We start from the raw sequence: 12,427 nt of genomic DNA, 5'->3' as shown, positions 1-12,427 counted from the left end.
TCCTCACCTCACCTTCTACGGGTGAATGATGTTCGTGACCAATGTGTCTGACCTGCGAGCGGAGAAACGCGCTTCCTTCGATCTGCGACGGCCTCGTGATCGACGCAGGCGGGGGTGTTGCAATCGCGGGTGTATCGGCGGATAGATCAAGCTCAGTGTCGATCCGAGCGTGAAGTAGCTGCGAAGCAGACGGAAGACAAGATACGCGGGAACGTACTTGACCGAACTCGGCCGCCAGACCAGGCACACGACGACCGTCATGATCATCGACATACCCAACAATGTCGCGACGATGGGTTGCCATTGCAGAGTCGTGAATGTCGATTGGAATGCGATTCCGGCGATACAGGCGAAAATGAGCAGTGGCGCCAGCATCGCTCGGCGTGCGGCGTTGACCAGGTTGAACGGCAACACGAACGTTCCGATCATCGTCTGCCGGTCCAGGAGCAGCGCCCGGTTGCGCGCAGCGAGGTGGTAGATACTGCGAAACCACCGGGTTCGCTGCTCGAGTAGGTGCGCGTAGGACGCCGGAGTCTCGCTGTAGTACACAGCTTTCGGATCCGCCACACTGTGGTAGCCGGCGGCGGTCAGCCGCATGCAAATGTCGGTGTCTTCGCCGTTCATCCCCTGCACCATGCCGCCTACCTTGATCAACTGGCTCCGCCGATAGACCGCGAACATCCCGGGAATGCCCATGACGCCCTGATACCCGTCGAGCGAGACCTGGAAGAAGCCGTGGCGCATGTACACCTCGATCAGGCGACACTTGTCGATCCAGGTCTTTTCCTCGCGCGGCATGGGGATCCCACCGACGCAGCCGACGCGCGGGTTCGCGAAATGTCGCATCGCTGTCTCGAGGCAACCCGGGCCGATGACAGTGTCAGCGTCGATCCTGGCTACGAACTCTTCGGTGATGTGGTCGATTCCCATATTGAGTGCGATTGCCTTGCCCGGTGTCGGGCAGTCGAGGACGGTACCGGTGATGAAGCTGCATTCGGCAATGATCTGTTCTGCGACTTCGTGTGTGTCGTCGGTGGAGGCATTGTCTACGACGTAGAGGTGGATCCGTCCCGGGTATGTTCGCGCTGCGGTGTCGACGGCAGCGATGGTAGCGCCGATATCGTGCGCCTCGTTGTGAGCCGGAACAAGAATTGCCGTAGGCGGCGAGAACTCGTGACCGCGCGACTTCCCAAGCGCACGTACTCCGAGCAGTGCCGTCGAGATCGCCAGGAGTTGCTGCATGAGGAAAACTCCGGCACCGATACCTCCTAGAATCGCCCAACTCTTGAGGAGATCGACGAGGTCGTACAGGACGTGCAATGCGATCGCGGCTCCAGCGATCGCCAGTACCAGGCATCCTGACAGTTTCAGGAACGCGCTCAGCGGTATTCGCGGGTCGAGTGGCAGCGGCCCCTGCGGGGGAAGTTGTGCTTGACGGAGGATGGTGTGCGGGAAAATCGCGAGGGCGATCAGCCCGGAGATCATCTGAGCACCGAAGACGGAGATGGAGATGATCCCGGCGTCGTGGAGCAACCACGCCGCAGTGTCGACCGCGACGCAGAACAACGCGTACTTACCCAGCAAGGAGAAGGCGAGGAATACTCTGCGCCAGATGTTCGAGTAGGCGCAGAGTGCGTAGGTGAAGAAGAACATGATCAGAAACAGCCGCAGAGGGAAGACGACCTTCCCTCGTCCCTCTGAAAAGATGACCAGGTCTCGCGGCATGTCGGTCAATCCTGAATGCACGAGGAATGTTCGGATGCACATGGCGATGATCGACAGCCCGGCAAAGGTGATCAGAAATCCGTTGGTCCCGCTCGACGGCCGATCGACGGCGTAGTCGGCCGGCGCGCTGTCGACAGACCGGAAATGATCGACCAGCGCACGGTCCTCGTCAGGAGCACGCAATGCGTCAGTCATCGCATTCCCCCACTCACCGGGGTCCGTTCGCACGTGCCGGAGCGCCGGGACCCGTTGTGCCGTCGGCGTTCACGATGACGCTGCCCTGAGCCGTCATCAGTCGAGCGGATTCCGTCCCGAACGGCGGTACCGGAATTTTACCGGGTTCCCCGACAAATTGAATGGCGAGTCCCCCGGCACCTGTTGTACTGGTGGCAGTTTCGACCACCATTCCGTCGTCGAACGAGGAAATGTCGAGGGTGGATTGCTCAGCGCCTGCCAGAATTCGTCCATTGTCGATGCGCACCGGTGGATTCACTTCCGGGCTTTGCCCGATCAGCACGAATGGCTGACCCGGTGCCGGTTGGGAATTCCAGAGAAACTCCGGGTCGTACCCATTCGGAATGAACTTCGTCAGCACCGGGACGACTGCGTTGAGTTCGTCCACTGCGCTCACGCTCGAAGCGTCGGGTCGATAAACGGCGAATCCTGGCGCAAGCGTCCGGGGTACGGCCGTGAATCCGATCCCGGGGTCATCACCGAGCACGAGAGCAGAAGATGTCTCGAGTTGCATCGGGTACGTGGTCACTCGCACATCGCAGCCACCCAGATCACGGTCACGCTGGATGCTGAGGGTCAGAGTGTTTTCCAGTAGCTGCGACGACGTCGGCAAAGCGATGACAGTCTCCACCGAGGTCGCGCGATCGAGGCGGCGACTGTCGACCAACTGATCGTTGAGTTGAACGTTGAGAATCCAGGTGAGGTCGTCGGGCGACGCCGGGAGTTGCATCCCGACCCGAACTGATTGCGGTAGACGCCCGCCGGGTAGATCGGCGAGTGAGTACCCGATGCGCCACCGATGGTTTTCGGTGACCTGCACGACGGACGTGTCACCGCCGAGTGCATCGAGAGCCACGTCGTTGCCGCTCAACGGTTTTGTCACGAGCGCTTGCGGATCGCTCCGTTCCGAATCAGCCGTGGACACAATCGGAGTCGTGAGGAATCTCGAAATCAAGTCACCGTTCGGTTGGGTCATCGCCACCACCGCTGTGCCCTGGGCCTTTCCGAGCGTGATGGACCCAGCTTGCCCTTCCGTGGCAGACCAGCCCTGATCGACGAGTGCGTCCGTCGGGCCCACCATCACTACGTTTTCATCGCCTTCGCCTGGCAACCGGTCCGAGTACGTCACCTCGTACCCTGCTCGGGTCAACGCGATTCCCATTTGTGCTGCGGCTGTTCGCCACTGGTCACTCTGATCGACCAGGACCACGGTGAGACGACGATCCCAGGAGACGACGGCGTCGCGAACTGTGTGTACAGGTTCCGACAAGGCCGCTTCTACGACGCTGGTGGGATCCAGGTGCACCTGCATTCCGGCCGCATGGTCGGGTGTGCAGGTCCGATTGTCGAGGGTCCCTTGTACCTGCACCTGTACGCGCACCTGTCCGTCGCTCGACAACTGCCCCGGAACATCGACCATGACGTCCAATCCGGTTTCCCCCGTGTTCAACTCACTCTTGTAGACCTGCTGACCGTCCATCCTCACGATCAGGAACACGACACTGTCCCGGGCCACCTGCGACGTCCCGGTCAATCGCAGTCGGGTCTGTTCCCGCGCCGAATCGACCGGGAAGGTGACGTCGAAACTCGTCGACGGCGAATCGTCGGTGAGCCAGACGCCGTCGTCGAATCCCGCTCCCGACAGCGACTTCGTGTAGTGACGATCCGCCGGAACATCGAGGCTGTTGTCGTCGACATCGCGCGTGAACCACAACGGCCGCACGAACACGAAAACCAGCAAGAGTACGACGGCAGCCGCAAGTACCCACCATGCAGATCGTGGAACCGAACGCCCACGTTCCCCCGGAAAGTATTCGGGCTCGGAATCTTTCGCTCCCGAGCCCGGAGTGCCATCAGGCGGATCTACGGCCGGGCCATCTGTGTCGTCGTTCATGCATCGGCTCCTGCGGCAGATGATCTCCTTGCGCTGTTCCAGTACGAGGTGGACGGGATTCGGCTCACGTCGACCCGATCTGCATACTTCTGTGCGATTTCCACCGACTCCTGCAGCAGTCCGGCGTCCAGCCGAGTCGGCTCCAGACCGAGGCCGAGCAAGTGATCATTGCGTGCACTGAGCAGATTTTCATCAGCCTCGGCACGGGGGTTCGGGACCTCACTGATGCGCGCGCCGATCGACTCGGCGACCAGGCGTGCCAGATCGGAGACGCGGTGAGTCTCGGTCACCTGATTCATCACGCGTACCCGTCCGTCGACGGCGTCCCCGGATTCTGCGGCTAATCGTATGCACCGCACGGTGTCACGAATGTTGATGAAGGCCCGAGTCTGCCCTCCGGTCCCGTGCACGGTCAAGGGATGACCGAGCGCCGCTTGAACCAGAAAGCGGTTCAGCACCGTTCCGAAATCACCGTCGTAGTCGAAGCGGTTGACCAAACGGGAATCGAGCGCAGTCTCGTCCGTCTGTGTGCCCCAGACGATGCCCTGGTGGAGGTCGGTGATCCGCACGCCGTCGTTGCGCGCGTAGAACTGGAACAGCAACTGGTCCAAGGACTTGGTGAGGTGGTAAACGCTACCGGGCGCCGTCGGGTACAGAATTTCGCGTGAATGAAGATGTCCGTCTCGGTCCGGGTAACTCACGGTCAGATAGCCTTCGGGCAGATCTACCGGCACCGACTCGTATCCGTAGACGCCCATCGTCCCGAGATGAACTACATGGGCGTCGAGGCCGGTCTGAACCACCGCGGCAAGCAGGTTGTGAGTTGCGTTGAGATTGTTGTCGACGGTGTAGCGCTTGAGTTCCGGCGATTTCATCGAGTACGGAGCAGCGCGCTGTTCCGCGAAGTGCACGATCACCTCCGGACGAACCTTGCTGAGGACATCGAGTAAGACGTCGTACTCGTGGGCCAGATCGAATTCGACGACGTCGATTCTTCGGCCGGTCACTTCCGACCAGGCCCGCACACGCTCGGAGAGAGTCGAAATCGGGGTAAGCGACTGCACCCGCAGTTCATCGTCGATTCGACGACGAACAAAACTGTCGACGATGGTCACCTGATGCTCGTGCGCCGAAAGATGCAGAGCGCTCGGCCAACCGCAGAATCCGTCACCACCGAGTATCAGTATGCGCATGGTTCTCCCTTACTTCCGTGGAGGACAGGTGTCACTCATGCAGGCGGTTCTCGCATGCTTCACCTGTAGCCCGGATCCCGATGCCGAATTCGATGCCATGACCACATCGTCAGTCTGTAGTGCCAAGATCGCATGCACTTCACCTACTACGGGTGAACATCAAGTGCAGGAGCGTCCATGCGGCAGTAGGCACGGATCTCGAGGGTATGGTCATCTCGTATTCCCAAGCACAACACGAGGCAAGTTCAGGAACGGCCTTATTTGACGACTGTTGTTGTGCCGCAACTCTATACCGAGACATGGTTCGAGGATCGTGTGGAGTTCGATGACGAAGCTGAGGATGTGGTTGGAGTGACGATTTCCGAGAACCTGGCCAGGGATGCGTATCTGTACGCCTATTCGATCGACGAGGCGTACAAGTTCCTGTTCGAGACGACCATCGAGCCTGGGCGCGCTGTAAACGAGTTCCAACTGTTGCGAGACCTGGCAGATGACACCTATACAGCCCACCCCTCGATCAACAACGACACGCTGCACCTGCAGGGATGGTTCGATGTCGGTGCCGAACCTGTGGTTGTGACCGTCCCGGACTTCGACGAGGGGCGGTACTGGATCCTGCACACGATGGACCTCGGTCATTACACCAACGCCATGATCGGATCTCGAACACGGGGTGCGCGAGGAGGACGCTTCCTGTTCGCCAGTGGTGTGTGGGACGGTGACATTCCGGACGGGGTCGACGAGGTTGTGCGCTCCGAGTCCGATCTGATCAAGGTCATGGCCCGCATCATGACTACCGGCGGCGACGACCTAGAGGCGGCCCGAAACCTCCAGGACCAGTGGAAGTTGGAAACGCTGTCGGTGTTCCTGGGGGCGTGCGGCCCGGGGCAACCAATCCGCGACTATCCCGATCCGAAATCGACGAACTGGCTCGCGCGCACCAACTTCGTCCTGGCTGCCGGTTCAATGGCCCGAGCCGATGCGGAATGGCTGACGAAGTACCACGACATCGGTCTGGAACCGGGGAAAACTGAATTCACACCTGAGCAACTGGATGCCGCCGAGCGCGGAGAGCAGCTTGGGATGGCACATATCCGTGATCTCGCGCCTGAGATGACGAACGCGGGAAAGCTCCTGGGCACGCGGGCCGACCTTCAGGACGGGCCGCGCGATTTCTTCGCCGAGGGAACGTACCTCGGCCAGTGGGGGCTGCCACCGGTCGAGTCGGTGTACGTCAAGGTCGAGACAGGCTCCGACGGGCAACCGATCAACGGCGCGCATGGCAAGACGTACCGTGCGCGCCTTCTCCCTCCGGAGGTGAGCGAATTCTGGTCGTTCACCGTCTATGGTTCCGACGATCGCTTGATGGCGCACAATGCGATCAATCGTCACAGTCGCGGCGATCGCACGCTGATCATGGACGACGACGGTTACTTTACGATCGTGCTGAGCGCGGACGTCGACGCCAACGCAGAGAATCCGAACTTCCTCCCCATTCCGGAGAAAGACGCCTACCTCATCATGCGAATGTACGGCCCGAGCAAGGCCGTTCAGGACGGCGAATACCTGACACCGTCCTTCGACGTCACGTGATCGAGCGCCTCGACTGAAGTCACCGATGAATTGCCGACCGACATTCGACGCGTGATGGCCACCGATTGAAAACGGTTACCCCGCCGCGATCCTCGTCCCGACGGTATGGACGATCTGCACGTCCGGGTTCCACGGAATCAGTGCGTCGATCGATGCCTCCAGTTCATCCAGTGGGGGAAGGGTTTCCGGGCCGAGCACGTCGATGGTGGCGGTGCTGCCCTGCCAGGTGACATCGGTGACCTCGGCTCCCGGAGTGTCTGCGAGCCACTGTTGCGCCGCGCTCCCGATCTGCCTCGCCCACAACGACGACAGGGAGTTGCCGACCATCGGAATCGCGACGACGATCAACAGAGCGGCAAGCACGAGGTATGCCCGCCGCCGCGACGTCTTCAAGATCCCGGCGTCGCGCGCGTACCCAGCTGCGACGAACACGCCTGTCGCAGTGATGATCATGGCAACAACGTTCGATGCAAACAGTACAAACGCGCCCACCGCCAAACTCGGCGACCCCGAGCCGAGACAGACACCTACCACCGCCAACGGTGGGACAAGCGAAATTGCAATGGCGACACCGGGAAGTACGTCGCCGACATCCTTGCGCGCGATCGCGATGGCCCCGACCAAACCGGTCGCAAGTGCTGCCGTCAAGTCCATCAACGTCGGCGAAGTACGCCCAAGCACTTGGGAATTGGTCAGCACGTTGGAGGGATTCGGTAATACCTGAGCGAACGCGACACCCAATACGACGACGAGGCAGATACCACCGACGACATAGACCAGGCTCCGCCCGACCAAAGCGCCTTGGCCAGTTGTGATACCCAGCCCGACCCCGAGAATCGGCGTCGACAAGGGAGCGACGATCATCGCCCCGATGACGGTTGCCGTGGAATCGCCCACGACACCGGCCACGGCGATCACGGCAGACAGCGTCAGCATCACCCAGAAGGCGGATCGCTTCGAATCTCGGTCCCCCACCGAAAAATTGAGCTTTTCGTCGAGCTCCGCCAATGTGCGCCGTTGTGCTTGCGGAACCACTCCGTTCACGGTCGATACTCCGTCACACGCCGATACGGCGAGTGGTCTGCGCGGACCCTGCGACCCCGGTGAGCAACGAGACGATCGCGATTCCGACGACGAAGTAGATTGCGGCGCTGGCGACTCGCGATGCGGTGGTCGCTGCGATCGTGAACGGCCACAGCGCGGTGGCGATCGTTGCGAGGATTCCGATCCACGCGAAGAAGTTCGACGCACGTGGTGTCGACACCATCAACGCATGCAGAAGTGCGGTAGCGACCAGCGCTGCGATCGCGGCGCTGAGAGCAAGCGAGCCGGCTTGTGAATTCCCCGGCATCCGCTCCGGTGTGATGACCGGAGTGTCGAGGATTCCCCGCACGATCAGTAGTCCGACGACTGCGGCCAGGGCCGCGACGAGCGCAGTTGCGGCCCCGCCCGCCCACAGTCGTTGTGCATTGACGGCGGGAGTCGCCGGACTGTCTGGTTGGAACTGGCTCATCGAGAGACTCCTTCACCGATATCGGGTAGGGCTGTCCTTCCGAACTGTATGCGTTTCGGGACGGCCCACATTCACCCTCGACGGGTGAAAAGTACGGTGCTCTCGTCTCTTCGACGGTGCCGGGGCTACGCCGGGACGGGTGGCCACACCGGGGCAATGCTCCACGGGCGCGCCACCTCGAGCTGCGACGCAACCCGGATCAGCAAATCTTCACGCCCGAACGCACCGACCAACTGCACGCCGATAGGGACGCCGGCCGAGTCATGACCCATCGGCAAGGAAATCGCAGGCTGACCCGAACTGTTGAACGGACTGGTCAAACCGCTGTACCCGGCCGAATGCTCCCAGATCGACATGGGATTTGCCGTATCGAGCAGACCGAGCGGAGCTGCCGGTCGAGCCATCGTCGGCGTCAGCAACAGGTCGTGATCGACAAAGAACGCACCGATCACCTGGGCCGCCCGCTCGAGTTCCTGCAATGCCTTGACGACGTTCGTCGCACTTTCGGACTTCGCGCGGTCGTAGATCATCCGAGCCATCGGCTCGAGGTCGTCGTCGCGGATTGCGCGGTTCAGGGCCTCGAGTCGTTCGTCGACCTCGATCGTCATCGGAATGCCCATCAACACGGAAAGCCCGGCGGTGAGCGCATCGAGCGGAAAGTTTGGGGCACCCTCGGTCACATCGTGACCGAGTTCTTCGAGCAGGCCGGCAACACTGGTTGTGACGGCCGAGCACTCCGGGTCCACCGGGGTGCCATCAGGAAGAGTGTTACTCAGACCGATCCGCAACCGTCCGGGATCCGCACCCACGTCCTCGATGTACGGCCGCTTCGGCGCCAGGATCACGTAAGGATCACCGACAGTCGGCCCGGCGGAGAGATCGAGAAGCAGTGCAGTGTCGCGGACACTTCGGGTGAGTGCGTGATGAACACTCATCGGCGACGAGAACAGCGTGCGCGCCGGTGCCGTCGGAGTACGTCCACGGCTGGGCTTGAGGCCTACCAAGCCACAGGCCGATGCGGGAATACGGATCGATCCACCGCCGTCACTGGCATGGCCGCCGGGCACGATCCCGACGGCAACAGCTACAGCCGTGCCACCCGAAGATCCGCCGGGTGAACGATCAAGGGCATAAGGGTTGCGGGTAGGCCCGAACAGCGCAGGTTCGGTACTCGCATTCTTACCGAACTCCGGGGTGTTCGTCTTGCCGATGACAACCAGACCGGCCTCACGGTACCGCTCCACGAGCGTCGAATCTTTTTCTGCCACAGCATCGGCGAACAATCGAGATCCGTTGGTGCTCGGCAATCCTGCGACGTCCATGCCCAGGTCTTTGACCACGAACGGGACGCCGTGCAGTGGACCTTCCGGCAAGCCGCCTGATACCTCGTTGCGTGCCTCCTCGCGACGCTCACTGATCACCGCGTTGACTGCCGGGTTGCGCTCGTCGAGCCGGTCCAGGCTGAACTCGAGAACTTCCTTGGCGGAGACGTCGCCGCTCTTGATCGCCTCGGCCAGGCCGGTCATGTCGTTGTTGTCGAACAAATCCTGCATCGATGCCCTCATCACTCGTGTCGAACTCTGCCGATAGTGAGGTCCGTCATATCAACCATGGCGAAGGCGTAGCTTTGAAATTCCGCTTGGCGGGACCGGCCCACCGATTCAGCCTTACAGAATCAAGCCCTGCCGCCGCGCTTCCACAACTGCTTCGTGCCGACTGCGGACGTCGAGTTTTCCCATCAGATTCCGCATGTACGTCTTGATCGTTTCGACGCTCAGGGACAACCTCTCGGCTATCTCGGCATTGCGCAGTCCCAGAGCTACGTAGCCCATCACCTCCCGCTCGCGGGGCGACAGGACAACGGTGTTCGCGACTGGAGTGTTCGCGGAAGGTTTCGGCGACGCCAACGCCCGCAACTTTGCCTCGACGGCGAGGACCTGCGCGCTGAGAGCCATGTCCTCGAGGTTCGCCGCGATCTCGCCGAGCGCCAGGACGCTCTCGGTCAACCCTTCGGATATCTGGGCATCGCGATTCGAACCATGTTCCACCGCAGCGGTATCGAGCATCGCCACCCGACGATCCACCTCGTCGCGAATCTCGAATTCGCGGGCCAACGCGTACGACGATCGCATCATCGTCTCGGCGATCACGTCGCCGATCGGCAGGTTGGCGCGCAGTCCTGCGTAGATCGCTCCGCGAGTAACCCCGCGTACGACGATCGGGACTGCCATCAAGGATTCGATGGCTTCGGTGCCCACTTCGTAGTCGTAGTCATGGGTGATGTGCGACGAGTTCGCGTAGTCCTGCACCGCGCCCGGTCGTTGTTCTGCGATCGCACGACCACCGAGTCCGCATTCGGCGTCGATCTTCAAATTTCGCAGGATGTTGCTACGAGTCCCGACGTAGCCGGTGATGGTCAGCGACCGGTCGTCGACACAACCGCCGAACAGAACCGGCAACTCGGTTCGGGGGTGCAGTCGACGCAGTTCGGCGCGCAACGCGTCGTCGTCGCTCGGTCTCAGTACCCTGCTCACTCTCACCTCCACATACCCAATTCAGAGGGTAGCGGCACCTTTGACTGGGCAATAGCGTGCATCCAGGCCATTTGTAGTGCCGATCACAACTACCGTGACACCAACCGTGTCACGTCGCCTTCGGAGGAACCGTGTCTGTCTCGACAGCTTTCGCAGCCAACAACACCCCGCTCAGTCCGCTGCGCTTTCTCGAGCGCAGCGCTGCGGTGTTCCCCGATCGCACCGCCGTCATTCACGGCGACCGGACCTACACGTACCGAGAGTTCGGTGACGAGGTCGCAGCGCTGGCCCGCGTCCTGCGTCAACGCATTCAGCCCGGTGACCGCGTTGCGTACCTGGCGCCGAACGTTCCCGAGATGCTGTTCGCGCATTTTGCCGTCCCACTCGCCGGCGGAGTCCTGATCGCCCTGAACTCACGCCTCGCCGGTCCCGAACTCGAGTACATCCTCGATCACTCGGGAACCACGATCCTGTTCGTCGACTCCGAATTCGTCGGCTCGGTCACCTCGTCCAAGGCGAACGTGACGAGCCTGCGCGAGATCATCGAGATCCCGGACTCCACCGTCCCGTCCCCGGAGGTTCCCACCGGAATCGTCACCGGGCAGTACGCCGATCTGATTGCCGAAGGTCAGGCTCTCACCGATCAGCCACTGCACTGGGGCGTCGACGACGAGCAGCAGTGCATCGCCATCAACTACACCTCTGGCACCACCGGAAAACCCAAGGGCGTCATGTACTCCCACCGCGGGGCATACCTGAACTCGCTCGGCGAGACATTCCACAACGGCTTCGACGGAGCGACGAAGTATCTGTGGACACTGCCGATGTTCCACTGCAACGGGTGGTGCACGCCGTGGGCCGTCACTCAGGCCGCAGGCACACACATCTGCCTGCGCGCGGTCCGCGCCGACGCGATCTGGGACGCCATCGACAATCTGGGCGTGACGCATCTGTGCGGCGCTCCTACCGTCTGCTCCACCATCGCCGACGCGGACCAGGCCCACAAGGTCGAAGCCCTGCACATCACCACCGCCGGCGCTCCCCCGTCACCGACGATCATCGGAAAACTCGAAGACATCGGTGTCACCGTCGTCCACGTCTACGGCCTCACCGAGGTATACGGCCCTTACACGATCTGCGAGTACCAGGAAGCCTGGGACGACAAGCCGCAGTCCGAGCGCGCCGCACTTCTCTCCCGTCAGGGAGTCGGCATGGTGCAGGCCGAAAATGCTCGCGTTGTCGATGCCGAGATGAACGACGTTCCCGCCGACGGCCAGACCATGGGTGAGATCGTGCTCCGCGGCAACAACGTGATGCTCGGTTACTACCGTGACGAGGCCGCGACCGCCGAAGCATTTGCCGGTGGTTGGTTCCATTCCGGCGACCTCGGCGTCATGCATCCCGACGGTTACATCCAGCTCAAGGACCGCGCGAAAGACATCATCATCTCGGGCGGTGAGAACATCTCCACCGTCGAGGTGGAGCAGGCGATCATGAGTCACCCTGCCGTGATCGACGTGGCAGTCGTCGGCGTTCCCGACGAGAAGTGGGGCGAGCGCCCGAAGGCATTCGTGGTGCTGGGCAAGGGATTACAGGCTTCCGCCGAAGACATCGTCGAGCACACCCGTGCATTGCTGGCCGGGTACAAGGTTCCCCGCGACATCGTCTTTCCACTCGACCTTCCTCGCACCCCGACCGGCAAGGTTCTCAAGTTCCAATTGCGTGCGTCGAAGTAATTCGG

At 61.6% G+C, this 12,427-nt stretch carries 9 protein-coding genes; 2 read left to right on the top strand and 7 right to left on the bottom strand.

Annotation, left to right across the window (positions count from 1 at the left end):
* Positions 1-15: 15 nt before the first annotated feature.
* From ACKAMS_RS05525 to ACKAMS_RS05515, 3 genes are read right to left on the bottom strand one after another with little or no spacing between them, the layout of a single operon-like run.
* A complete protein-coding gene (locus ACKAMS_RS05525) occupies positions 16-1,920 on the bottom strand; it encodes a glycosyltransferase (protein ID WP_408988725.1) in 1,905 nt (634 codons plus the stop codon).
* Positions 1,921-1,933: 13 nt separating this feature from the next.
* Positions 1,934-3,853: a hypothetical protein gene (locus ACKAMS_RS05520; RefSeq protein ID WP_408988724.1), complete on the bottom strand. Its 1,920-nt coding sequence runs from the start codon at positions 3,851-3,853 to the stop codon at positions 1,934-1,936.
* A complete protein-coding gene (locus tag ACKAMS_RS05515) occupies positions 3,850-5,046 on the bottom strand; it encodes an NAD-dependent epimerase/dehydratase family protein (protein ID WP_408988723.1) in 1,197 nt (398 codons plus the stop codon). Before ACKAMS_RS05515 ends, ACKAMS_RS05520 begins: the two co-directional genes overlap by 4 nt.
* Positions 5,047-5,397: 351 nt before the next feature.
* Between ACKAMS_RS05515 and ACKAMS_RS05510 the strand changes: the two genes are divergently transcribed.
* Positions 5,398-6,639: a DUF1254 domain-containing protein gene (locus ACKAMS_RS05510; RefSeq protein ID WP_223257983.1), complete on the top strand. Its 1,242-nt coding sequence runs from the start codon at positions 5,398-5,400 to the stop codon at positions 6,637-6,639.
* Positions 6,640-6,714: 75 nt separating this feature from the next.
* On the opposite strand, the gene ACKAMS_RS05505 is transcribed toward ACKAMS_RS05510, so the two are convergent.
* The 4 genes from ACKAMS_RS05505 to ACKAMS_RS05490 form a co-directional block, all read right to left on the bottom strand.
* Positions 6,715-7,683: a TIGR00341 family protein gene (locus ACKAMS_RS05505; RefSeq protein ID WP_020970736.1), complete on the bottom strand. Its 969-nt coding sequence runs from the start codon at positions 7,681-7,683 to the stop codon at positions 6,715-6,717.
* Between the two features lie 13 nt (positions 7,684-7,696).
* Positions 7,697-8,152: a DUF6069 family protein gene (locus ACKAMS_RS05500; protein WP_020909071.1), complete on the bottom strand. Its 456-nt coding sequence runs from the start codon at positions 8,150-8,152 to the stop codon at positions 7,697-7,699.
* 125 nt (positions 8,153-8,277) lie between these two features.
* Positions 8,278-9,705 (bottom strand): amidase, encoded by a 1,428-nt coding sequence (locus ACKAMS_RS05495; RefSeq protein ID WP_408988722.1) that lies wholly within the window; start codon positions 9,703-9,705, stop codon positions 8,278-8,280.
* Between the two features lie 114 nt (positions 9,706-9,819).
* Positions 9,820-10,686, bottom strand: coding sequence for a response regulator transcription factor (locus tag ACKAMS_RS05490; RefSeq protein ID WP_408988721.1), 867 nt, complete (start codon positions 10,684-10,686; stop codon positions 9,820-9,822).
* 131 nt (positions 10,687-10,817) lie between these two features.
* On the opposite strand from ACKAMS_RS05490, the gene ACKAMS_RS05485 reads away from it, so the two are divergent.
* Entirely contained in the window at positions 10,818-12,422 is a 1,605-nt protein-coding gene (locus tag ACKAMS_RS05485) for an acyl--CoA ligase family protein (RefSeq protein ID WP_408988720.1), read from the top strand.
* Positions 12,423-12,427 lie beyond the last annotated feature (5 nt).

Origin of the sequence: Rhodococcus sp. 5A-K4, assembly GCF_046097995.1 — a bacterium.
GTDB classification, from domain to species: domain Bacteria; phylum Actinomycetota; class Actinomycetes; order Mycobacteriales; family Mycobacteriaceae; genus Rhodococcus_F; species Rhodococcus_F erythropolis.
Note: the sequence above shows the minus strand (reverse complement) of the source record. Positions and strands in the feature narration are given on the sequence as shown.

Bases quoted from the DNA above. Each gene is read 5' to 3' on its own strand.
- ACKAMS_RS05525 (WP_408988725.1), bottom strand. From the start codon at position 1,920: ATGACTGACGCATTGCGTGCTCCTGACGAGGACCGTGCGCTGGTCGAT.
- ACKAMS_RS05520 (WP_408988724.1), bottom strand. From the start codon at position 3,853: ATGAACGACGACACAGATGGCCCGGCCGTAGATCCGCCTGATGGCACT.
- ACKAMS_RS05515 (WP_408988723.1), bottom strand. From the start codon at position 5,046: ATGCGCATACTGATACTCGGTGGTGACGGATTCTGCGGTTGGCCGAGC.
- ACKAMS_RS05500 (WP_020909071.1), bottom strand. From the start codon at position 8,152: ATGAGCCAGTTCCAACCAGACAGTCCGGCGACTCCCGCCGTCAATGCA.
- ACKAMS_RS05495 (WP_408988722.1), bottom strand. From the start codon at position 9,705: ATGCAGGATTTGTTCGACAACAACGACATGACCGGCCTGGCCGAGGCG.